This is a genomic window from Lysobacter sp. A378 (genome assembly GCF_054052125.1).
The window spans coordinates 765223-788103 of sequence record NZ_JBSVRK010000002.1 but is presented as its reverse complement, the minus strand read 5'-3'; the positions used below and the strand labels follow the sequence as shown (position 1 = coordinate 788103).

The following is a 22881-nucleotide window of genomic DNA, read 5'->3' as shown; positions in this document are numbered from 1 at the left end:
GTCGAACTGAAGCTGTGCTCGCGGGCGCGAAGGGACTCAGTCCGATTTTGCCACATCCTCCCGCAACGGAATGCGGCTCGGCCAACCCCCGGCCATTGCCTTGTAGAGTGCCACCGCACTGGTAGCAGCCCGGGTGCGAACGTCGGCCAGCGCGTCCTGTGCCTGCAGTTTCGTGCGTTCCGCGTCCAGCACCTCCAATAGACCGGTCGCGCCGGCGTCGTAGCGGACGTGGGCCAGTTCAGCGGCGCGGGCGCTGTCTTCGGATGCCTGTTGCAGGTGCTGGTCCTCGGTGCGGGTGCGGGAGTAGCGGACCAGCGCGTTTTCGGTTTCCTCCAGCGCCAGCATCACCGTCTGCTGGTATGCCGCCAACTCACCGGCGGCATCGGCATCGGCGGCGGCCATGCGGGCGCGGACGCGGCCGATGTCGAGGAACGACCAGTCGATGCCCAGTGCAATCAGGCTGGTTTCACTGTCGCGTTCGAACAGGTTGCCGCTGTCGATGGCCTGGCTGCCGATCAGCCCGCCCAGGGTGAAGCGTGGAAACAGGTCGGCGGTGGCGACGCCGATGCGCGCAGTGGCGGCGTGCAGGCGCTGTTCGGCGGCGGCGATGTCGGGGCGACGGCGCAGCAACTCGCCGGGGGTGCCGGGATCGATCGGGGTGGGCAGGGCGGGGAGGTCGGCGGGTTGTTCCAGTTCGACGACGAGGGCGCCCGGTGCCTTGCCGGTCAACACCGCAAGTCGGTGCATCATTACTGCGGCGTCGGCCTCCAGCGCCGGCACGCGGGCGAGGGTCGCCTGCAACTGCGCGCTGGCGCGGGCGCGATCGAAGCCGGTGGCACTGCCTGCATCGAGGCGGACCTGCACGATGCGCAGGGTCTCGCGCTGGTTGTCGGCGTTCTCCCGGGCGACATCGAGGCGCTCCTGCAGGCCACGCAGATCGATGTAGCTGCGCGCGACCTCGGCGACGATGGCGACCTGCAGCGCGGCGAGGTCGGCAGCGGTCGCGGCGGTTTCGGCGCGTTGCGACTCGACCCCGCGGCGGATGCGGCCGAACAGGTCGAGTTCCCAGACCACGTTGATACCTGCCGAGTAGCTTTCGCTGTCGCGTTGCTCGCGCGACAGGCCCGGCGCCTGGTCGGCGCTGGCGCGTCCATCGCTCGCCTCGGCGCCGACGGTAACGGTAGGTAACTGGTCGAAGCCGGAGCCGCGCAGCAGCGCATTGGCGCGGTCGAAGCGGGTCAGGGCGATGCGCAGGTCGTAGTTGGCCACCAGCGCCTCGTCGACGAGCCGGGTCAGCATCGAGTCGTCGAAGGCGTTCCAGAAGTCCGCATCGGGCTGGGGCTGTGGCGCGACCGCGACGGGATTGGCGTCATCGCGGACGAACTGCTCCGGCACCGACAGGGTGGGGCGGACATGGTCGGGACCGACCATGCAGGCGGCGAGGGCGATTGGCAGCAGCGCGATGGCGAGGAAGCGCGTGGCGATTCGCGCAGATCGGATTCCCGCAGCTCCGCTCCCTCCCGTCACCCCGCCGCCTCCCGTCGTCCCGCCGCCTCCCGTCACCGCGCGGCGTCCCGTCACCGCGCGGCCTCTCGTCACCCCCGCGAAAGCGGGGGCCCAGTGACTTCGTGGGGCAGCGGCAAGTCGCTGGGTTCCCGCTTTCGCGGGAATGACGTTGCGGAGAGCTTCCGCTTTCGCGGGAATGATGTTGCGGAGAGCTTCCGCTTTCGCGGGAATGATGTTGCGGAGAGCTTCCGCTTTCGCGGGAATGATGTTGCGGAGAGCTTCCGCTTTCGCGGGAATGACGGTGGTGGGGGAGACGGCTGTCGTGAGGTTACGCATGGGTGATCTCCTTCATTTCGCTGTGCGCCCGCTTGCCGGCACGTCGCGACACCAGCTTGCGCAGGGCGACGTAGAACACCGGAGTCAGGAACAGGCCGAACAGGGTGACGCCGAGCATGCCGGCGAAGACGGTGATGCCGGTGACCGAGCGGACTTCCGCGCCGGCGCCGGTGGCCATGACCAGCGGGATGGTGCCGGCGATGAAGGCGATCGAGGTCATTACGATCGGGCGCAGGCGCAGGCGGCACGCTTCCAGCGCGGCCTCTACGATCCCCATGCCCTGCATCTCCAGCTCGCGGGCAAATTCGACGATCAGGATCGCGTTCTTGCACGCCAGCCCCATCAGCACGACCAGTCCGACCTGCACGAACACGTTGTTGTCGCCGCCGGTCAGCCACACGCCGACCAGGGCCGACAACAGGGTCATTGGCACGATCAGGATCACCGCCAGCGGCAGCGTCCAGCTCTCATACAAGGCCGCCAGCACCAGGAAGGCGAGCATCACCGCCAGCGGGAAAACGATCAGTGCCGAATTGCCTTGGGTCGCCTGCTGGTAGCTCAGGTCGGTCCACTCGATCTCCATGCCATTGGGCAGCACCTGCGGCGCCATCGCCGCCACGGTCGTCATGGCTTCACTCGACGACAGCACGCTCGGGTCGGCATCGCCCAGCAGGTCGGCCGCCGGATAGCCGTTGTAGCGGATTACCGGGTCCGGTCCGAAGGTGCGACTGAGCTTCACCATGCTGCCGATCGGCACCATCTCGCCGTTGTTGTTGCGCGTGCGCAGGTCGGCGATGTCACCGATCTCGTCGCGGAACTGGCCATCCGCCTGCGCGATCACCTGGTAGGTGCGGCCGAAGCGGTTGAAGTCGTTGACGTACGCCGAGCCCAGATAGGTCTGCAAGGTGTCGAACAGGTTGGTCAGCGACACGCCCTGCGCCTTGGCCTTGACCCGGTCGACCTCGACGTCGAGTTGCGGCACGTTGGCCTGGTAGCTGCTGATCGGGAAACTCATGCCCGGGGTCTGGGATATCGCACCCTGGAAGCCGTTGACCGCATCCTGCAGCGCCCCGTAGCCCAGTCCCGCGCGGTCCTGAATGAACAACGAGTAGCCCGAACCGGTGCCCAGGCCGAGGATCGGCGGCGGCATGATCGAGAAACCGAAGCCTTCCTGGATGCCGGCGATCTTCTGGTTGATCTCGGCGTTGATCTCGGTGGCAGTGCGGTCGCGCTCACTGAACGGCTTGAGGCCAAAGAACACGGTGCCGGTGTTGGGCGTGTTGGTGAACTGCAGCGCGTTGAGGCCGGGGAATGCGATCGCGGAATCGACGCCTTCGGTCTCCAATGCGATCTGGCTCATCTTGCGGATCATCGCGTCGGTACGCTCCAGTGATGCGCCTTCGGGCAACTTGGCGCCACCGAGCAGGTACAGCTTGTCCTGGGTCGGGATGAAGCCACCGGGCACCGCCTGGAACATCAGGCCGGCGGCTACCAGCAGCACCGCATAGACCGCGAACACCGCACCACGCTTGTTGAGCGAACGTGACACCGCGCTTTGATAACGCTCGGAACTCTTGCCGAAGAAGCGGTTGAATGGCCGGAAGATCCAACCGAACAGCCGGTCGATCAATCGCGTCGGCGCATCCTTGGCCGCGTCGCGCGGCTTCAACAGCAAAGCGGCCAGCGCCGGCGACAACGTCAGCGAATTGATCGCCGAAATCACCGTGGAGATCGCGATGGTCACCGCGAACTGCTTGTAGAACTGGCCGGTCACGCCTGACAGGAACGCCATCGGCACGAATACCGCGCACAGCACCAGCGCGATCGCAACGATCGGGCCGGAGACCTCCCGCATGGCCTGGTGCGCGGCTTCAAGTGGAGTCTTGCCTTCCTCGATGTTGCGCTCGACGTTCTCGACCACCACGATCGCGTCATCGACCACGATGCCAATGGCCAGCACCAAGCCAAACAACGTCAGCGTGTTGATCGAGAACCCCAACAGGTACAACGCAGCGAAGGTGCCGACGATCGACACCGGTACCGCCAGCAGGGGGATGATCGAGGCGCGCCAGGTCTGCAGGAACAGGATCACCACCAGCACCACCAGCAGCACCGCTTCAAGCAGGGTGGTGACGACCGATTTGATCGAGTCGCGCACGAATACGGTGGGGTCGTAGACGACCTTGTATTCCATGCCCTCGGGGAAGCGCGTCGACAATTCGGCCATCTTCGTGCGCACCGCGTCGGACAGCTCGATGGAGTTGGCGCCGGGTGACTGGAAGATCGGGATCGCGACCGCGTCCTTGTTGTCCAGTTGCGCGCGCAGGGTGTAGTCGCCGGCGCCCAGTTCGATACGGGCGACATCGGACAACCGCACGATCTCGCCGTCGTTGCCGCTCTTGATCACGATGTTGCCGAATTCCTGCTCGGTTTGCAGGCGGCCACGGGCGTTGATCGAGATCAGGAAGTCACTGTCGTTCGGGGTCGGCTCGGCGCCGAGCTGGCCGGCCGAGACCTGCACGTTCTGCTCGCGTACGGCGTTGACCACGTCGCTCGCGGTCAGGCCGCGCGAAGCGACCTTGTCGGGGTCCAGCCACAGCCGCATCGCATAGTCACCGGAACCGAACAACGCGGCCTGGCCGACACCGGGAATGCGTGCCAGCTCGTCCTTGACCTTCAGCGTCGCGTAGTTGCGCAGGTACAGGGCGTCGTACTTGCCGTCGGGCGAGACCAGGTGCACGACCATGGTCAGCGTCGGCGACTGCTTCTGCGTGGTCACGCCTTGCCGACGAACGTCCTCGGGCAACCGCGCCAGCGCCTGGCTCACCCGGTTCTGCACCTGTACCTGGGCCTGGTCGGGATCAGTGCCGGGACGGAAGGTGACGGTGGTGACGAGCACGCCGTCGGAGCCGGCGATCGACTTGATATACATCATGTTCTCGACGCCGTTGATCGCCTCTTCCAATGGCGTTGCGACGGTCTCTGCGATCACCTTCGGGTTGGCGCCGGGGTAGACCGCGCGCACCTGCACCGAGGGCGGCACGACGTCGGGGTATTCGCTGATCGGCAGCAACGGGATCGCGATCAGGCCGGCGGCGAAGATCACGATCGACAGCACCGCGGCGAAGATCGGCCGGTCGATGAAGAACTTGGAGAAATCCATGGGGGATGTCCTGTTTCGGCTTGTGGTGTCAGCGAGGAGCCGTCGTTGCGAAAGGGTCGTCATTCCCGCGAAGGCGGGAATCCAGTGCCACGTCGAGCGCCAAAGTCACTGGGTCCCCGCCTTCGCGGGGATGACGTTGAGGTGTTGGAAGTCAGGTGGGTGAAGGCGTCATTTCGAACCGGCGGTGGTGGCCACCTGGTCGACCGGCAGTTCCACGGCCGGCGGCTCTACGACCGGCGGCTCCACTACAGGCTTTCCGGCCGGTGGCCCGCCCATTGCGATAGTCTCCGGGTCGACCTGCATGCCCGGGAAGAACACCTTCTGCACCCCGTGCACGATCACCTTGTCCTCCGCAGTCAACCCAGCCGTCACCACGCGCAGGCCCTCGGCCTTGTCGCCCAGTTGCACGTCCTTGCGCACGGCCTTGTTGTCCTCGCCCAGCACGTAGACGTACTTGCGGGTCTGGTCGGTCATGACCGCCTTGTCGTCGATCAGCAGCGCCTCGGACTTGTTGCCGCCGGCCAGTTGCACGCGGGCGAACAGGCCCGGGGTGAACACGTGCTCCGGATTGGGCAGCACCGCACGCAGGCGGATGGTGCCGGTGGCCGGGTCGACCTGGTTGTTGACGAAGTCGACCGTGCCCTCATGCGGGAATCCGGTCTCGTTGGCCAGGCCGACCCGGACCGGGTTGCTCGAATCGGCGCGGTCGCCGTTGCGGGTCAGCTCGCGATAATTCAGGTAGGTCTGCTCATCACCCTCGAAATACACGTGGACCGGGTCCAGCGAGACCACGCTGGTCAGCACCGTGGCATCAGCTTGGGCGAGGTTGCCGGCGGTGATGAGCGCGCGCCCTGCGCGGCCGTCGATTGGCGATCGAACTTCGGTGAACTGCAGGTCGAGCCGCGCGGTGGCGACCGCCGCCTCGGCGGCGCGCACCGCGGCATTGCCCTGGGCTGCACCGGCCTTGCGGGCTTCGGCTTCCTCGCGCGAGATCGCCTTGGCTTCCACCAGCGTCTGGGCGCGCTTGCTCTGTGCCCGGGCGAGTCCGGATTCGCTGCGCGCGCGTTCCAGATTGGCCTGGGCCTGCGCCAGCGCCGCCTTGTACGGGCGCGGGTCGATCACGAACAACAGGTCGCCCTTGGCGACTTCCTCACCCTCGTCAAAAGCAACGCGTTCGACGTAGCCGCTGACCCGCGGGCGCAACTCGACCGATTTCACCGCTTCGATCCGGCCGGTGAATTCGTCCCATTGCTGGACGGGTTTCTCGATCACCTGGGCGACGCTGACGGCAGGCGCTGGCATGGCGTCAACAGGGGCGGCCTGGCTGCCGCAGCCGGACAGGCCCAGGGCCAGCAACGCGGCGACGATGGCGAGGGTGAGTTCGGGCAGGACGCTGCGGTTCAACCGGGCGGCGTGCTTTTTGATCAGGGGGGAGCTCATGGCGAAATATCCTTTTTGGAACCAGTGGAAGAAAAGCGGCCCAGCAGCGCGCGGACGGCGACGAGGGAGGGGCAGCTGTCCGGTGGGGGAGGTGCGCTGTCCGGGCCAAAGAGAGAAGAGGTTTCGGGTGATGGTGCGTAACGCACCACTGGGGTGTCGGGCGGGGACCGTTCGATCAGCGCCACCGCCTGCTGGCCGATCGCCAGCGCGCTGGGCCAGCGATCGCAGGCGTGCTTGCGGTTGGCGCCGGTGCAGACCGGCATGTCGACGGTCAGCAGTTGCACCCGCACATCCAGTGCGCGCGCCTCGTCGTGCAGGACTCGTGCGAGCATCTGCAACGCCGCTGCGCCGATCGAGCGATGGCCGTAGCCAGCCCAGGGGTGCTCGCTGCCAGGGCCGCCGATCAGCAGGTAATTGCCGCGCCCGGCCTCGGACAGCAATGGCAGCAGATGCCGGGCTGCGGCGAGGTGCGGCAGCAGGTCCTCGTCGAGCTTGCGGCGCAGGAAATCGGCGGGCTGGTCGAGTACCCGGCCGCTGCTGGCGCTGCCGCAGACCGAGGCGACGATGCCGGCGAATGGGCGTTGGAGCTCACGCAGCCGATCGGCCAACGTGGCACCTTCGAGATCGCTGGCAACCGAGCCGGGCAGGGTGGTGAGGTCGGCGCCGGGGTTTTCGAGCGCCAAAGCGTCGAGGGCATCTACGTGGCGCGCCACTGCGATCACCGGATGCTTGCGCTCGAGCGCGGCCTGGACCACACCCCGGCCGATGCCACCGCTCGCGCCAAGAATGACGAAGGCTGGTCTCATTGTCCCATTCCCGGGATTTTCTCTCCCAAAATTGACGTGGAATATTTCGTCGGCAGGTGATTCGGCAGGTACAAAAGACCAAACCCTCCGCGGTCGAACAGCGGCGGCGCTGTGCGCCACTGACCCCCGCCGGGGGCGGCAGAACCCGCGGCTGGCCCGTTCCAGCGTTGGCCAACGCGCGCAACGAGCTCCGCCTGCATCGAGCCGGTGGGGGCAAACTGGTTGATCGGGATAGGGTTCACGAGACGGCCTGCGGCGCTTCCTGTTTGGATGCAACACAGACTAGGGGTGAACCCGGCACTTGATTAGTCAGCAAATCGGGGAATAATTGTCCCGACTGCGGGCCAATGCCGGCGCGTATCACTGGAGTCCCTCATGGCCCGCGATCTCAACGACACCCTGATTTTCGTTCAGGTGATCGAGCACGGCAGCTTCATCGCCGCGGCCCGGTCGCTGCGCCTGCCCAAGACCACCGTCAGCCGCAAGGTGCAGGAACTGGAATCCCGTCTTGGTGCGCAGCTGCTGCACCGCACTACCCGCAAGCTTGGCCTGACCGAGGCCGGCAACATCTATTACGAACACTGCAAGCGCATTGCCCAGGAGCTGGCCGATGCCGAGAACGCGGTCGGCCAGTTGCAGGATGGCCCGCGGGGCTGGTTGCGCATCACCGCGCCGTACTCACTGGGCATCGAGCACATCGCGCCGCTGCTGGGCGAGTTCCATGCGCGCCATCCCGAAGTGCGGGTGGAGATGCTGCTGTCCAACGAATCGCTGGACCTGATCGGCAAGGAGATCGATGTCGCCCTTCGGGTTGGCACTCTCCCCGACTCCAACCTGGTTGCCCGGCGGCTTGCGGTGTTGCGCACCCAGGTTTACGCCAGCCCCTCTTATATCGAGCGCCACGGCGAACCGCTGCATCCCGACGACCTGCAGCACCATCGGACCTTGGGGATGCAGAAGTTGCGTCGCAACGGCCACTTTTTTTGGCCGCTGAGCGACGGCGAGGACAGCGTTGAGTACCGGATCGATCCGATCATGGTTGCCAACGATCCGGCTGGCGTGCGCGGTGCGCTGGTGTGCGGCGAAGGCCTGATGCTGGCCAGCGACATCATGGTCAAGGCCTACGCCGAGAAGGGATACGTGCGCCGGGTTCTGGCCGGCTGGACCGGCCCGGAACTCGAATTCAACGCCGTGTTCCCGCGTGGCCAGGTGACCTCGCCGAAAGTCCGTGCATTCGTTGACTTCCTGGTCGAGCGGCTCAACCTCGACGCCGACTACATGCAGACTTTGTGTCCCAACCATCGCCACTTTGAGGAAGCCAAGGCGACCGATCCGGTGGAGGCGGAGCAGAGGAAAGCCGCATCGATGGCGTCAGCCGACGAGGATGAGGAGCAGGCGGTCACTGCCTGACGTGTCTCGCCGGGCGGTGCAGGCCGCGTAGCTTCCGCTCGGGCCGGACTTCAGTGGGCCGTGGATCCGGATTGCCCGGCTGTCACCGCCGGCGCGCTGCCGGTCATGTCGGCGTCCAGGTGTGCCTCGAACTGCTCCAGGCTCAAACCCTGCGCACGCGCCTCCTCGTTGGCGGCGTCGCGCAGCGCATCGGAGAAATTCAGGGTGACCTGGGTGCCGGTGCGCTCAAGCATCGCCGCGGCCCGCTTGATCATCGCCAGGATCGTGGCGGCGCTGCTGGAGCCGCCGACCATCTTGCCGTCCAGCCCAAGCTCCCAATCGCCATCGCGCTTGGCAATGCCGCCCAGCAGGGTGCCGTCTTCGTGGCGCAGCTCGGCATGTGCCTCGATCGCCGGGCGCAGGGTGCCGGTAACCACCCGCTGGCGAGTTGCCTTCTTCCGGTTCGCATCACGTTTGGCTTTGGACTGGATCGACATGCGGGCTCCCCCTTCTATCAATGGATATTTTTTCGGACTTCATCACGCGGCAACGGGCAGACTGTAGTTCGCGTCAGCCAACTATCAGGTGAACCGGTATGACGATACCCAGCTCGGATGCCTTCGTGTTTTTTGGTGCCACCGGCGATCTTGCCTACAAGAAGATATTCCCGGCGTTGCAGGCGATGATCAAACAAGGTGGCTTGTCGATGCCGCTGATTGGCGTGGCCCGGGGCGACTGGACACTGGAGAAGCTGCGCCAACGCGTGCATGACAGTCTGCGTGACAACGGCGGCGTGGATCCTGCGGCGTTCGCCCAGCTGTCCGCACAACTGCAATACATCAACGGCGACTACAACGATGCGTCGACCTTCGTCCGGATCAAGCAGGCACTGAAGGACGCGGCGCGGCCGATCCATTATCTGGCGATTCCGCCGAGCATGTTCGGCGCCGTGGTCAAGGGTCTGGCCCGGGCGGATTGCACCAGGGATGCGCGGGTGATCGTGGAGAAGCCCTTCGGGCGCGACCAGGCCTCCGCCGCGGCCCTCAACCACACCTTGCATAAAGTGTTTCCGGAGTCGTCGGTGTTCCGCATCGACCATTACCTGGGCAAGGAAGCGGTGCGGAACCTGCTGTATTTCCGTTTCGCCAACACCTTCCTGGAGCCGATATGGAACCGCAACTATGTCGCCAGCGTCCAGGTCACCATGGCCGAGTCCTTTGGCGTGCAAGGCCGGGGCAGCTTCTACGATGAGGTCGGTGCGGTCCGCGACGTGGTCCAGAACCACCTGCTGCAGGTCATTGCATTGCTCGGGATGGACGCGCCCGTCGGCGGCGACCCCGACTCCATGCGCACGGAAAAGCTGCGTCTGTTCCGCGCCATCCGGCCGCTGGAACCGGACGAGGTGGTGCGCGGTCAGTTTGCCGGCTACCGCGATGTAGCGGGTGTCGCGCCTGATTCGCAGGTGGAGACCTTTGTCGCACTGCGGCTGCATATCGACAACTGGCGCTGGGCCGGGGTGCCGTTCTACATCCGTGCCGGCAAGCACCTGCCGCTGACCAGCACCCAGGTGGTGGTGGACCTGAAGCGCCCGCCGTTGCCGATCTTCGATGACATCTCGGCCGAGCAGTCGAACTACTTCCGCTTCCGGCTTGGCCCGGAGGTGGTGATCGCCACCGGTGCCCAGGTCAAGAAGACCGGTGAAGCCATGGTCGGCGAGCAAGTGGAGCTGGTCGCGCGTAGCCGCTCCGATGCGGGCAAATCACCGTATGAGCAGTTGCTGGGCGATGCGATCCGTGGCGATGCGTCGCTGTTTACCCGCGATGACTCGGTCGAGGAAGCCTGGCGCGTGGTGGGTCCGGTGTTGTCCGGTTCGCACGGCGATCACGCCGCCCCGATCAATATCTATGAGCCGGGCAGCTGGGGTCCATCGAGTGCATCGGACATTGTTGTCGGCGACGAAGGCTGGCATGACCCCAAGCCCGAGACCAGCCATCCCTGCTGATGGCCTGGCGCAACCTTCCAGTCGTCATTGCGTGATCTACCATGGGTCCGGACGGCATCTACCGGAGGACACATGAGCACGATCACCGCACCCACCACTACCACCGAACAACTGCACCAGTTGGGCCAAAGCCTGTGGCTGGACAACATATCCCGCGAGCTGCTCGATAACGGCGGATTGGCCGACTACATCGAGAACTTCTCCATTACCGGCCTGACTTCCAACCCGAGCATCTTCAACCAGGCAATCGGCGGCGGCGATAGCTACGACGAGGGAATCCGGTCGAAGGTGGCATCGGGGAAATCCGGCGAGGCATTGTTCATCGAGCTCGCGCTGGAGGACCTGCGACGGGCCGCCAAGCTGTTCCAGCCGATCCACCAGTCGACCAACGGCGTTGATGGCTGGGTCTCGATGGAGGTCTCGCCGCTGTTGGCCGCCGACACCCAGGGCAGCGTCGCCGCCGCGCGCAGGATCCACGCCGACGCGGCGTGCGAGAACCTGTTCGTCAAGATTCCGGGCACACCGGAAGGCGTCCCCGCCATCGAAGAGTCGATCTTCGCCGGGGTGCCAATCAACGTGACCCTGTTGTTCTCGACCGAGCAGTACCTGGCGTCCGCCGAGGCGTACCTGCGCGGCATCGAGCGTCGACTCCAGGCCGGTCTCGACCCCAAGGTCGCATCGGTCGCATCGTTGTTCGTCAGCCGGTGGGACAAGGCGGTGGCCGACCAGGTCGATGACAGCCTGCACAACAAGCTGGGCATCGCGGTCGGCCAACGCACCTATCGCGCCTACCGCGAAATGCTGGCATCCGATCGCTGGCAGCGGTTGGCCGGGCAAGGCGCGTTGCCGCAACGACTGTTGTGGGCGAGCACCGGAACCAAGGATCCGAAGGCGTCCGATACCCTGTATATCGAAGCGCTCGCCGCTCCGGACACGATCAATACCATTCCGGAGAAGACCCTGCGCGCGTTCCAGGATCACGGCACGGTCGGCGGCGAGATGGCCATGGATGGCGGCGATGCGGAAGCGACGTTGGCGGAGTTCACCAAGGCCGGGGTCGACATCGACGCCCTGGCAACGCAATTGCAACACGAAGGTGCGCAATCGTTCGTCGACTCATGGCAGGAGCTCATGGGCTGCATCGAATCCAAGGGCCAGGCATTGGCGGGGAAGGGCAACGCGTGACACCAGTCCCACTTACCGCGCGACCGCAATGGGCGGCGCTGAAGCAGCATCTGGCGCAGGTCCAGCCCCGGCACCTGCGCGAGCTGTTTGCCCAGGATCCACAGCGTGGCGAACGCATGGCGGCCGAGGCGGCCGGACTGTACCTGGACTATTCCAAGAACCGGATCACCGACGAGACCCTGGACTTGCTGCTGCAGCTGGCGAGCGCCTGCGGTGTGGCAGAACGCCGCGATGCGATGTTCGGCGGTGAGGTCATCAACGCCACCGAGCAGCGGGCCGTGCTTCATGTCGCCCTGCGCGCACCTGCTGATGCGAGCATCGATGTGGACGGTCACGACGTGGTTGCCGACGTGCACGCGGTGCTGGAGCGGATGGCAGGGTTCAGCGACAAGGTCCGCAGCGGCGAGTGGACCGGACACACCGGCAAGCGCATCACCCATGTGGTCAACATCGGCATCGGAGGCTCGGATCTCGGGCCGATCATGGCCTACGAGGCGCTGCGCGATTACAGCCAGCGCGATATCGACTTCCATTTTGTGTCCAACGTCGACGGCACCGACTTCGTGGAAGCGACCCGCGGTCTCGACCCGGCGCAGACCTTGTTCGTGGTGTGTTCCAAGACCTTCACCACGCTGGAGACGCTGGCCAACGCGCATGCCGCGCGCCGGTGGTGCCTGGAGGGTTTGGTTGACGAGGCGGCAATCGCGAAACATTTTGTCGCCGTATCCACCAACGCCGACGGTGTGCAGGCATTCGGCATCGACACCGCCAACATGTTCGAGTTCTGGGACTGGGTGGGCGGGCGCTATTCGATGGATTCGGCAATCGGCCTGTCGACGATGCTGGCCATCGGCGCGGATGGATTCCGGGACATGCTGGCCGGGTTCCGCGCCATGGACGAGCATTTTCGCGATGCACCGCTGGAACGCAACCTGCCTGTGTTGATGGGTCTGTTGGCGATCTGGAACAACAACTTCCTGGGCGCCGATACCGTCGCGGTGTTGCCGTACGAGCAGTACCTCAAGCGCTTCCCCGCCTATCTGCAGCAGCTGACGATGGAAAGCAACGGCAAGCACGTCACCAACGATGGCCGGCAGGTGGATTATCAGACCGGCCCCATTTACTGGGGCGAGCCGGGGACCAACGGCCAGCATTCGTTCTATCAGCTGATCCATCAGGGCACGCGGCTGATCCCCTGCGATTTCATCGGGTTCTGCCAGCCGCTCAACCCGCTGCCGACCGCCCAGGGCGATCAGCACGACATGCTGATGGCCAGCCTGTTCGCGCAGAGTGAGGCGCTCGCATTTGGCAAGACCGAAGCCCAGGTGCGCGCTGAAGGCACCGAGGAATCCGTGGTGCCGCATCGGGTGTTCGAAGGCAACCGGCCGAGCAACACGATCCTCGCCGAACGGCTCACGCCATTCTCGCTGGGGACGCTGGTCGCGCTGTACGAGCACAGTGTTTTCGTGCAGGGCACGGTCTGGAACATCGATTCATTCGACCAGTGGGGTGTTGAGCTGGGCAAGCAGCTGGCGAAGGCGACGGCGGCCGAGCTGACCGCCGCGGATGAGCCCGAGCTGTCCCATGACAGCTCCAGCAACACCTTGATCCGCCGCTATCGAACATCCCGCTATAGAGCATCGCGGAGGCCGCGCTGATGGGCACCGATGTCAGCCCACGTGCCGGCACTCCCGCGCGCCCGGAAGACCTGGTCGATATCGGCAAGCTGGTGGATGCCTATTACCAGGTGAAGCCCGACCCGGGGACTGCCGCCCAGCGAGTGTCGTTTGGCACCTCGGGGCACCGGGGCTCGTCGCTGGATGGCAGCTTCAACGAGGACCACATCCTCGCCATCACCCAGGCGATTTGCGCGTATCGCGTTGGCCAGAAGATCGATGGGCCGTTGTACATCGGCATCGACACCCATGCATTGTCGGGGCCGGCATTGGACACGGCGTTGGAAGTGCTGGCTGCCAATGAGGTCGAAGTCCGCCTCTCTCAGGGCGGCGAGTATGTGCCGACGCCCGCAATCTCCCACGCGATCCTGTGCCACAACCTGGGACGCACGAGCGGGCAGGCCGACGGCGTGGTGATTACGCCCTCGCACAACCCGCCCGCCGACGGTGGGTTCAAGTACAACCCGCCCAACGGTGGCCCGGCCGACACCCAGGTGACCGGCTGGATCCAGCAGCGCGCCAACGCCATCCTGGAAGCCGGGCTGAAAGACGTGCGACGCATCCCGGTAGCCAAGGCACGGGGTGCATCCAGCACGCGCGAACACGATTACCTCGGCGCCTACGTAGCTGACCTGGGCAACGTGATCGACTTCGACCTGATCCGCGCATCCGGCCTGCGCATGGGCGTGGATCCGCTGGGCGGGGCAGGGGTGCACTACTGGGCCCGCATCGCCGAGCACTACCGGATCGACCTGGCGGTGGTCAGCGAGCAGGTCGACCCGCAGTTCGGCTTCATGAGCCTGGACTGGGATGGCCGGATCCGGATGGACCCTTCATCGACGTATGCAATGCAACGTCTGATCGGTATCAAGGATCACTACGACATCGCGTTCGCCTGCGATACCGACCACGACCGCCACGGCATCGTCACCTCCGAGGGTGGCCTCATGCCGCCCAACCACTACCTCAGCGTGGCCGTCGACTACCTGTTCCGGCATCGGCCGCAGTGGAGCGACAACGCCGCGGTCGGCAAGACGGTGGTCAGCAGCGCGATGATCGATCGGGTCGCGGCTGGCCTGGGTCGCCGGCTGCACGAGGTGCCGGTGGGGTTCAAATGGTTCGTGGACGGATTGTTCGATGGCTCGCTGGGCTTTGGCTGCGAGGAGAGCGCCGGTGCCACGTTCCTGCGTCGCGACGGCCGGACGTGGACGACCGACAAGGACGGCATCGCCGCGGCATTGCTGGCCGGCGAGATCACCGCCGGCAACGGCGCGGACCCTGCGATCGGCTACCGGGACCTGTGCAATCGCTACGGCGAGGTGTTCGCAGACCGGATCGAAGCGGCTGCGAACCCGGCCCAGAAACGCGTATTGGCCAACCTGGCCCCCGCGCAAGTCACCCAGACCGAACTGGCAGGCGATCCCATCGTCGACGTGCTGGACAAGGCGCCGGGCAACGACGCGCCGATTGGTGGCATCAAGGTCACCTCCGCCAATGGCTGGTTCGCCGCGCGCCCCTCGGGCACCGAGGACATCTACAAGATCTACGCAGAAAGTTTTCGTGATGAGGGTCATTTGCAACGCCTGTTACAGGAGGCCCAAGCGATCGTGGACGCTGCACTGGCCAACACGTAACCACACAAGAGGATTCCGCCATGTCCGCCGAACTCGACCAGCTTTGCATCAACACCCTGCGTTTCCTGTCCGTGGACATGGTGCAGAAGGCGGAAAGTGGGCATCCCGGATTGCCGCTGGATGCCGCGCCGATGGCCTACGTGTTGTGGACACGGTGGCTCAAGGACAATCCGCGCAATCCGGCCTGGGCCGATCGCGATCGCTTCGTGCTCTCGGCAGGACACGGCTCGGCATTGCTTTACAGCCTGCTGCACATGAGTGGCTACGACTTGTCACTGGATGACATCAAGACCTTCCGCCAATGGGGCAGCAAGGCGCCTGGTCACCCCGAGCGCGAGCACACGCCCGGCGTGGAAGTGACCACCGGGCCGTTGGGGCAGGGCTTCGCCAACGCAGTCGGCATGGCAATTGCCGAGGCGCAGTTGGCCGCTCGCTACAACCGTCCAGACCACACGGTCGTTGACCACCGCACCTATGTCCTGGCCAGCGACGGCGACATGATGGAGGGTGTGGCGTCAGAGGCGGCCTCGCTGGCCGGGCACCTGGAACTGGGCAAGTTGACCTGTCTGTATGACGACAACCAGATCACCCTTGCCGGCGGCACGGACATCACTTTTTCCGAGGACCGCGCGGCGCGCTTCCGGGCGTACGGATGGCATACCGTGTCGGTCGCCGATGGCAACGACGTGGCCGCGATCGATGCCGCACTGAAGGCGGCGCACGAGGAATCGGCGCGCCCATCACTGATCCTGGTGCGCACCGTGATCGGCTACGGCTCGCCCAACAAGCACAACACTTTCGAGGCGCACGGTTCACCGCTGGGCGAGAAGGAAGTGCGCCTGACCAAGGAAAACCTGGACTGGCCGACCGAGCCGCCATTCCTGGTACCCGACAAGGCGTTGGCGCACATGCGCCAGGCGCTGAAGATCGGCGCGGCCGAGGAGGATGCATGGAACCGGCGCATGGAGGCCTACGCGGAAGCGTTTCCCGAGCTGGCGAAGGAACTGCAGGGCAGCTTGCGCGCCCAATTGCCCTCGGGTTGGGATGCGGACATTCCGGTGTTTCCAGCCGACGCCAAGGGCATGGCGACTCGTGCGGCCAGTGGTAAGGTCATGAACGCCATCGCCCCCAAGCTGCCTGCCCTGAGCGGCGGTTCGGCGGACCTGGACCCGTCCACCAAGACCGCGCTCAAGGGCTTGGGCGACTTCAATCCGCCTGCCACCACAGGCGAGGACCTGCAGGGGTCGGACGGTGGTGGTTGGAGTTATGCCGGTCGCAATGTCCACTTCGGCGTCCGCGAACATGCGATGGGCGCCATCGTCAATGGCATGGCCGCCCATGGTGGGTTCATCCCGTATGGCGCGACCTTCCTGATCTTCTCCGATTACATGCGGCCACCGATCCGGTTGGCGGCGCTGATGGGCTTGCACGTCATCCACGTGTTCACCCACGACAGCATCTTGCTCGGCGAGGACGGCCCGACCCACCAGCCGGTCGAGCAACTGATCGGCTTGCGCGCCGTGCCCGGCCTCACCTTGATACGACCCGCGGACGCCAACGAAACCGCGGTGGCCTGGCGGGTCGCGATAGAGACGAAGGAACGCCCAGTACTGCTGGTGCTGACCCGGCAGGACGTGCCTACCTTGGACCGCGACCAGTTCGCATCCGCCGACGGCTTGCGGCGTGGCGCCTATGTGTTGAGCGACCCCGTCGATGGCAAGCCCGAGTTGATCCTGATCGCCAGCGGTTCGGAAGTCGGCTTGATCGTGGAAGCGGCCAGCCGACTGAGCCAACAGGGCATCGCGGTGCGCTGTGTGTCGATGCCCAGCTGGGATCTTTTCGATGCGCAGCCGCAGGACTATCGCGACGGTGTACTGCCTCCGGCGGTCACCGCGCGATTGGCGGTCGAGGCAGGCAGCTCCCTCGGCTGGCACCGCTACGTGGGTGATGGTGGCGATGTGATCGGTGTCGATCGCTTCGGAGCCTCGGCACCGGCTGCGGACATTGCGCGCGAGTACGGGCTGACCGTGGACAACGTCTGCCAGCACGCGTTGACGCTGCGGCGCTGATCGGGGACGAATTGCCGTCATTCCCGCGTCCGACTGGACTTCCTGCGGTCGAAGGCGGGAACCCATGGACGTTACGTGCGTGACTATCAAAGTCCATGGATCCCCGCCTTCGCGAGGATGACGAGCAAAAGCCGAGTTGTTGTCGTCCTTAAGCGGTCCTTCCTGCAGACCCCATAGACGGAGCTAATCGCTGTCAATGTCAACAACACCGCGCCGAGTGCAGACCGCTCGAGTCAGTGGGCATCCATAGGGTAGACGGACCGGACAGGGCATCCAAACTTTGCCCCCAATATCTGCAGTCGGTCGCTTCCCGTCATAAGGAAGTCCGGCGGCCTACCGCCGGCAAACCCACGGGTTCCAGTCTGGATCGTGTCCCCCGGGTTTCCGCAAACCAGACCGATACCCATGCCAGAACGCATGGACATGGCGCTTCCGCCTGACAGTTGAGGGCATGAACCGGTCAGTTCCACCCGATAGAATCGGTTACCGCCGGAGCGGCGTGGGTCCATTTCCACCACTACGCCTTCAGGGTCTTCCGACCAGCCCCGTATATATCGCGGGTTGATGCAGTAGTTGGAAGAAGCTGCGAACCCACGTCGCCGTTCGCCCTGTACCCGGACGGTGGACAGCGTTACGGTGCCGTCCGCGCTGGTATGACTGGCCCGGGCGTGCTCGGCATACTCGGCAGCACTGATCCTGGCGACACTGTCTACTGGGCAGAGACGATCGTTCATCGCGATGAACTCGTTGCCGGTGCCGCACATCCACCCATCCTTGGCCAGCATCTTCGCGTCGGAGGCGGTCGTGACGTCACCGCAAGCATCCGCGAAGCTCAATCGATAACGCAGCCCGTCGGATGCCGCCACGGCAAGAGTGCGCTCATCCGCTTGGAACACTTCGTTGACCAATCGGGTATCCAGGCAGTTAGCTGCAGGCGCTGTTCGCTCGGATCCGAAGCTTGGTGCAGCTAACAACATGCCTAATGCCACCGGCAGGAAGAACTGGTTGTTGCTGACATTACCCATGCATCACTTGTCCGTCTTATTTGCTTGCAATCGACAGGGCGGTCTCAGGAATCAAGTGCGACCGAGCTCCTGACTGCATGAATTCCTGCCGCCCCTCAGGTACGACCATACTGCCGATCGCGCCTTGACCAACTGACAGCTCAGGCCGGATATCCCGTCGACGGCAGCAACGACGCGTCCAGCAGTACATCGACTCCGGCGGGTGGGCAGATGGCTGCGACCGGCAAGTCATTGCCGGTCCGCCACTGGGCCACGGCATCGCGCTTGGAATCTCCCTCGATCAGGAACAGAACCTCGCGAGCCCGGCTCAAACGGGCGGCGCTGAGCGACACCCGCTGCGACGGCGGTTTGGGCGAGTCGAAGACGGCCAGTACGTCGTCGGCATTGTCCGGTACTCCCCAGTCGTGCCCCGGGAACAGGCTGGCGGTATGCCCGTCCTCGCCGACGCCCAGCATCACCAGATCGAATGGCTCGGTACTGGCCGGCGGCGATCCGTTCGGCCCTGGCGCTTTCAGTGCTTCGGCATAGGCATCCGCGGCGGCCTCGGCACCCAGTTCGGCCGGCATCACATGGACCTGGCTCGCTGGTATCGGGACGTGCGCGAGCCAGGCGTCACTGGCCATGAGACTGTTGCGCCCCGGGTCGTCCACCGGCAGGCAGCGTTCGTCGCCAAACCAGATTTCCCAGCGTGACCAGTCGGTGTCGGCGCTGCGCAGGAGCGCATGGACATCCTGCGGCGTGCGGCCCCCGGACAGGACGAGTACGAACCGCCCGCGCGCGGCAATGGCGCGCTTCGACGCGTCCAGGACCCACAAACAAGCCGCTTGCGTGAGTACCGCCAAACCCTCGACTTGATGCCAGCGCACCCGCTGGGGCAGGGGACCGGCTGCATCGACGATGCTCATTCTTTTTTCACCGCGTGACCGCCGAACTGGTGGCGCATCGCGGCCAGCAGTTTGTCGGAGTACGAGTCGGTATCGCGCGAGCGCAAACGCTGCAACAGCGACAAGGTGATGACCGGTGCGGAGACGTCCAGGTCGATGGCTTCGGCCACCGTCCAGCGTCCCTCGCCGGAGTCGTCGACCCATGGTGCGATCCCGTCCAGGCTCGGGTTCTTGTCCAGCGCGCGGGCGGTCAGGTCCAGCAGCCAGGAGCGCACCACACTGCCGCTGCGCCAGATCTCGGCCACCTGGTGCAGGTCCAGGCCGAAATCCTTCTTGTGCTCCATGATCGAGAAGCCTTCGGCGTAGGCCTGCATCATTCCGTACTCGATGCCGTTGTGGACCATCTTGGTGAAATGGCCGGCACCAACCGGGCCGACGTGGCCCCAACCCTGGTCCTTGCCCGGTGCCAGCACTTCGAACACACCTCGCAATCGCTCGACCGGCTCTTTCTCTCCGCCGATCATCAGGCTGAATCCTTCCGCCAGCCCCCAGACCCCGCCGCTGGTACCGCAGTCGACGTAGTGGATCTGCTTGTCGGCCGTCAGCTGGCCGCGACGCAGGGTGTCCTTGTAATTGGAGTTGCCCCCGTCCACCACAATGTCGCCAGCCTGCAGCAGCTTCAACAGGGCAGTGACAGTGGTTTCGGTGACGTCGCCGGCCGGCACCATCATCCACACGGTCCTGGGCGCCGGGAGTTTTTCGACCATCTCCTTCAGCGAGGCCGCCGACTGGCCACCCTTGCCCTCCAGTTCGGTGCGCGCCTCGGGTCTGGGGTCGAAGCCGACGATTTCATGGTCACCGTGCATCAGCCGTTCGGCCATGTTGGCGCCCATTTTTCCCAATCCGATCATTCCAAGTTTCATGATTGTCTCCTTGTCGATGTGGTGGCCAGGCCGGCGACGTAGGCCTGGGCGGCCTTCCTGATCGCGTCGGCCTGGGTGGGGTAGGCGTGGATGACCTGGGACAGCGTGCCCAGGCCGATCCCGGCCACCATGGCCAGGGTTATCTCGCTGATCATCTCGCCGGCGTGGCGGGCGACGATGGTCGCGCCGATAATCAGGTCGCTGCCGTCCCGGACGTGGATCTTCACGAAGCCGACCTCCTCGTTGTCGGTAATCGCGCGGTCCACATCGTGCATCGGGACGGTGAAGGTGGTCACCGGGATGCCAAGCTCGCGGGCATGGCGCACGTGCAGGCCGACGTGGGCGATCTCCGGATCAGTGTAGGTGCACCAGGGGATGACCAGCCCGCTCAGCTTTTCGCCGGCATCGAACAGGCCATTGTGCAGCGCGATCCGCCCCGAAGCCTCGGCGACATTGGTGAACTTGTGCTCCAGGCAAACATCACCGGCCGCATAAACCAGCGGGTTGGTGGTCTGCAGGAAGTCATCGACATGGATCCCCCTGTCCGGGTCGTATTGAACCCCGGCGGCTTCCAGCTCCAGGCCTTCGACGTTGGGCGCGCGGCCGGTGGCGGTCAGGATGGCATCGGCCTCCACCGTGCTTTCAAAATCGTCGCTGACCAGGTCGATGAGCTTGCGTCCCGCCTCCACCCGGACCCGGACGGCGCGGGTATTGAGTCGGATCTCCAGCCCGTCACGGGCCAGGACGCTGGACAGTACCTGCGCGGCGTCACGCTCCTCCCTGGGCAGAAACAGCGGCCAATGCTGGGCAATCGTGGTCCGGCTGCCGAAGCGGGAGAACGCTTGCGCCAACTCGCAACCCAACGGGCCGCCGCCGATGACCAGCAACCGGCGCGGCAGTTCGGTGATCTCGAACGCATCGTGATTGGTCAGGTAACCGGCCGTCGCGAGACCCGGAATGTCGGGGATCAGCGCATGAGCGCCGGTTGCGATCAGCGCCTTGCGGAACCGCAATGTCGCCCCGGCCACCTCGACCGAGTCGTTGCCACGAAAGCGTGCCTGGCCAAAGAATACATCGATGCCGGCATGCGCCAATCGGTGCGCCGAGTCGGCACGACTGATGCGCGCGCGAACCCCCCGCATGCGCTCCATCAATGCCGCAAAATCGACCGGCATCTCCGGTGGCACCTGCGCGCCATATCGGGTCGCCTCATGCATCTGTGCGTACACCCGCGACGTACGCAGCATTGCCTTGGACGGCACACAACCGGTATTCACGCAGTTGCCGCCGAGCATTTCGCGCTCGACCAGGGCGACCCTCACCCCGAGTCCCGCGGCTTCCTGGGCGGCAACCAGACCGGCGGGTCCCGCGCCGATCACCACCAGGTCATACCGCGTCGCCGGTGGGGGATTACGCCAATCCGGCGGGCGCAGGTTGTCGAGCCGATCGCGTTCGTTGACGCTGGGCGTCTGCATCGTGCTCATTCCAGCCAGCCTCCACGGTATCCGGCATGGCGCAAGCCGGCCTGGAGATAGTCGCAGTCGCGCATCAGCCGCCAGGGCAGGCCGGTACGATAATTCTCGATCATCAGCACCACGATGCCCTGATCAAGTCCGAAGTACCCATCCGATGTCCACGCTGGCGGCTGCTCACCGCCCAGGGTCGGGTTGAAGCTGCTCGCGTACTTGCCCTGCGTCAGCATCTCCGGATAGCGTTTCAGCATATGACGAGCCGCGGCCAGCGAGGCGGCGGGATCGAAGGGCATGCAGGCGATCGCCGCCCAGCCACTCAAGGTGCCGTCGTCAGGGCCATAGGGCACGGCGCGGGCAGCATAGCCGTACAAGCGTTGCACTCCCTGGACGACCGCCGCGGTGCCCTCGTTGGGTCCATCGCAAGCGGTCAGGCCCCAACAGTCCCTGTCGTAGCCGCGGAACCAGCGCGGGTTGCGCCATGCGTACTCACGCTGGACCGCCACCGCTCGTCGCGTGTTCTCGAAGTAATCACAGTTTTTCTGGCGCATGAACTCGTCCTGGATGCCGCGAAAATCGATCCAGGTGTGGGAGAACTGATGCACGAACAGCGGCCCGGCGAACAGGAACTCGTGGCCGTAGAGGTTCTCCCACTGGTAGGTGGCTGTCCACGCGTCGTAGTGCTTCGGGTCAATGGGATGCGTGGGCGATCCGAGTGCGAGGACATACAGGATGATGCCTTCGTCATAACCATCCCAGCCGTAATGAAGGAACCCGCATTCGGGTTTCCAGCCATGCCGGATGGTGGCCTTGCCGCCTTGTGCCCAAGCCCAGTCCACGCGCCGATACAGGGTGTCGGCGAGCTGCCGCAATTCGGTCTCCTCCGGATTGTCCGCATCGAAGTACTCCGCTACCAGCAATACCCCGGCCATCAGCAATGCGGTGTCGATGGTGGACAGTTCCGAGCGCCACATGCGGGCGCCGGTATCCATGTGAAGGAAGTGGTAATAAAAGCCCCGGTAGCCGGTGGCCGTTTCGCTCCCGCTCTGGTCGCTGCCAGCGAAAAACCGTAGCGACGCAAGGCAGCGGTGAGCGGCTTCGCTGCGGTCCATCCAGCCACGTTCGACCGCAACCGGGCAGCACGAAAGCATGAACCCCACGACGGCGATGCTGCAGGGAGAGCCGGGCCGCGATGTGTCGGCCACCAATCCGTTGATCGGATTGAAGGCTTGCTGGAAGTAGCCGAACGCCGCGTGTTGCAACTGGTCCAGTAATGCATCGTCATCCAATGCATCGTCATCGGGAGCAAAGTTCTCCATCCACGGAGCGTAGCGGACTGGCGTGCAAGGAATCGTCACGGTCGAAGCGTAGGAT

General features: G+C 65.0%; 16 protein-coding genes. 6 read left to right on the top strand and 10 right to left on the bottom strand.

Annotated elements, in window-relative coordinates:
- Positions 1-36: 36 nt before the first annotated feature.
- The 4 genes from ACW7G1_RS09460 to ACW7G1_RS09445 all read right to left on the bottom strand — a co-directional run bounded on the left by ACW7G1_RS09460 (position 37) and on the right by ACW7G1_RS09445 (position 7251).
- Positions 37-1842: an efflux transporter outer membrane subunit gene (locus ACW7G1_RS09460; RefSeq protein ID WP_456979482.1), complete on the bottom strand. Its 1806-nt coding sequence runs from the start codon at positions 1840-1842 to the stop codon at positions 37-39.
- Complete coding sequence (locus ACW7G1_RS09455) at positions 1835-5005, bottom strand: efflux RND transporter permease subunit (protein WP_456979481.1); 3171 nt, start codon at positions 5003-5005, stop codon at positions 1835-1837. The genes ACW7G1_RS09460 and ACW7G1_RS09455 overlap by 8 nt, the downstream gene beginning before the upstream one ends.
- A gap of 168 nt (positions 5006-5173) precedes the next feature.
- The gene (locus ACW7G1_RS09450) at positions 5174-6445 is read right to left on the bottom strand and encodes an efflux RND transporter periplasmic adaptor subunit (RefSeq protein WP_456979480.1); all 1272 of its coding nucleotides are present in this window, start codon (positions 6443-6445) and stop codon (positions 5174-5176) included.
- A complete protein-coding gene (locus tag ACW7G1_RS09445) occupies positions 6442-7251 on the bottom strand; it encodes an SDR family NAD(P)-dependent oxidoreductase (RefSeq protein WP_456979479.1) in 810 nt (269 codons plus the stop codon). Before ACW7G1_RS09445 ends, ACW7G1_RS09450 begins: the two co-directional genes overlap by 4 nt.
- Before the next feature lie 375 nt (positions 7252-7626).
- On the opposite strand from ACW7G1_RS09445, the gene ACW7G1_RS09440 reads away from it, so the two are divergent.
- Positions 7627-8661, top strand: coding sequence for a LysR substrate-binding domain-containing protein (locus tag ACW7G1_RS09440; protein ID WP_456979478.1), 1035 nt, complete (start codon positions 7627-7629; stop codon positions 8659-8661).
- 50 nt (positions 8662-8711) lie between these two features.
- On the opposite strand, the gene ACW7G1_RS09435 is transcribed toward ACW7G1_RS09440, so the two are convergent.
- Complete coding sequence (locus ACW7G1_RS09435) at positions 8712-9137, bottom strand: hypothetical protein (RefSeq protein ID WP_456979477.1); 426 nt, start codon at positions 9135-9137, stop codon at positions 8712-8714.
- A 98-nt stretch (positions 9138-9235) separates the two neighbouring features.
- On the opposite strand from ACW7G1_RS09435, the gene zwf reads away from it, so the two are divergent.
- From zwf to tkt, 5 genes are all read left to right on the top strand, one after another.
- Positions 9236-10642 (top strand): glucose-6-phosphate dehydrogenase, encoded by a 1407-nt coding sequence (gene zwf / locus ACW7G1_RS09430; RefSeq protein ID WP_456979476.1) that lies wholly within the window; start codon positions 9236-9238, stop codon positions 10640-10642.
- 72 nt (positions 10643-10714) lie between these two features.
- The gene (gene tal / locus ACW7G1_RS09425) at positions 10715-11827 is read left to right on the top strand and encodes a transaldolase (RefSeq protein WP_456979475.1); all 1113 of its coding nucleotides are present in this window, start codon (positions 10715-10717) and stop codon (positions 11825-11827) included.
- Complete coding sequence (gene pgi / locus ACW7G1_RS09420; protein ID WP_456979474.1) at positions 11824-13485, top strand: glucose-6-phosphate isomerase; 1662 nt, start codon at positions 11824-11826, stop codon at positions 13483-13485. The genes tal and pgi overlap by 4 nt, the downstream gene beginning before the upstream one ends.
- On the top strand, positions 13485-15137 hold the full coding sequence (gene pgm / locus ACW7G1_RS09415; protein ID WP_456979473.1) for a phosphoglucomutase (alpha-D-glucose-1,6-bisphosphate-dependent): 1653 nt from the start codon (positions 13485-13487) through the stop codon (positions 15135-15137). Before pgi ends, pgm begins: the two co-directional genes overlap by 1 nt.
- 20 nt (positions 15138-15157) lie before the next feature.
- On the top strand, positions 15158-17206 hold the full coding sequence (gene tkt, locus ACW7G1_RS09410) for a transketolase (protein WP_456979472.1): 2049 nt from the start codon (positions 15158-15160) through the stop codon (positions 17204-17206).
- A 233-nt stretch (positions 17207-17439) separates the two neighbouring features.
- Here the strand turns inward: tkt and ACW7G1_RS09405 are convergent, their stop codons facing one another.
- The 5 genes from ACW7G1_RS09405 to ACW7G1_RS09385 all read right to left on the bottom strand — a co-directional run bounded on the left by ACW7G1_RS09405 (position 17440) and on the right by ACW7G1_RS09385 (position 22826).
- Entirely contained in the window at positions 17440-18231 is a 792-nt protein-coding gene (locus tag ACW7G1_RS09405) for a DUF6491 family protein (protein WP_456979471.1), read from the bottom strand.
- A 140-nt stretch (positions 18232-18371) separates the two neighbouring features.
- A complete protein-coding gene (pgl, locus tag ACW7G1_RS09400) occupies positions 18372-19136 on the bottom strand; it encodes a 6-phosphogluconolactonase (RefSeq protein ID WP_456979470.1) in 765 nt (254 codons plus the stop codon).
- Positions 19133-20038: a phosphogluconate dehydrogenase (NAD(+)-dependent, decarboxylating) gene (gene gnd, locus ACW7G1_RS09395; RefSeq protein WP_456979469.1), complete on the bottom strand. Its 906-nt coding sequence runs from the start codon at positions 20036-20038 to the stop codon at positions 19133-19135. The genes pgl and gnd overlap by 4 nt, the downstream gene beginning before the upstream one ends.
- Positions 20035-21522 (bottom strand): mercuric reductase, encoded by a 1488-nt coding sequence (locus tag ACW7G1_RS09390; protein ID WP_456979468.1) that lies wholly within the window; start codon positions 21520-21522, stop codon positions 20035-20037. The genes gnd and ACW7G1_RS09390 overlap by 4 nt, the downstream gene beginning before the upstream one ends.
- Positions 21519-22826, bottom strand: coding sequence for a glucoamylase family protein (locus ACW7G1_RS09385; RefSeq protein WP_456979467.1), 1308 nt, complete (start codon positions 22824-22826; stop codon positions 21519-21521). The genes ACW7G1_RS09390 and ACW7G1_RS09385 overlap by 4 nt, the downstream gene beginning before the upstream one ends.
- Positions 22827-22881 lie beyond the last annotated feature (55 nt).

Coding starts and splice junctions, on each gene's coding strand:
- ACW7G1_RS09460 (WP_456979482.1), bottom strand. CDS start 1,842: ATGCGTAACCTCACGACAGCCGTCTCCCCCACCACCGTCATTCCCGCG.
- ACW7G1_RS09455 (WP_456979481.1), bottom strand. CDS start 5,005: ATGGATTTCTCCAAGTTCTTCATCGACCGGCCGATCTTCGCCGCGGTG.
- ACW7G1_RS09450 (WP_456979480.1), bottom strand. CDS start 6,445: ATGAGCTCCCCCCTGATCAAAAAGCACGCCGCCCGGTTGAACCGCAGC.
- ACW7G1_RS09445 (WP_456979479.1), bottom strand. CDS start 7,251: ATGAGACCAGCCTTCGTCATTCTTGGCGCGAGCGGTGGCATCGGCCGG.
- ACW7G1_RS09440 (WP_456979478.1), top strand. CDS start 7,627: ATGGCCCGCGATCTCAACGACACCCTGATTTTCGTTCAGGTGATCGAG.
- ACW7G1_RS09435 (WP_456979477.1), bottom strand. CDS start 9,137: ATGTCGATCCAGTCCAAAGCCAAACGTGATGCGAACCGGAAGAAGGCA.
- zwf (WP_456979476.1), top strand. CDS start 9,236: ATGACGATACCCAGCTCGGATGCCTTCGTGTTTTTTGGTGCCACCGGC.
- tal (WP_456979475.1), top strand. CDS start 10,715: ATGAGCACGATCACCGCACCCACCACTACCACCGAACAACTGCACCAG.
- pgm (WP_456979473.1), top strand. CDS start 13,485: ATGGGCACCGATGTCAGCCCACGTGCCGGCACTCCCGCGCGCCCGGAA.
- tkt (WP_456979472.1), top strand. CDS start 15,158: ATGTCCGCCGAACTCGACCAGCTTTGCATCAACACCCTGCGTTTCCTG.
- ACW7G1_RS09405 (WP_456979471.1), bottom strand. CDS start 18,231: ATGGGTAATGTCAGCAACAACCAGTTCTTCCTGCCGGTGGCATTAGGC.
- pgl (WP_456979470.1), bottom strand. CDS start 19,136: ATGAGCATCGTCGATGCAGCCGGTCCCCTGCCCCAGCGGGTGCGCTGG.
- gnd (WP_456979469.1), bottom strand. CDS start 20,038: ATGAAACTTGGAATGATCGGATTGGGAAAAATGGGCGCCAACATGGCC.
- ACW7G1_RS09390 (WP_456979468.1), bottom strand. CDS start 21,522: ATGAGCACGATGCAGACGCCCAGCGTCAACGAACGCGATCGGCTCGAC.
- ACW7G1_RS09385 (WP_456979467.1), bottom strand. CDS start 22,826: ATGGAGAACTTTGCTCCCGATGACGATGCATTGGATGACGATGCATTA.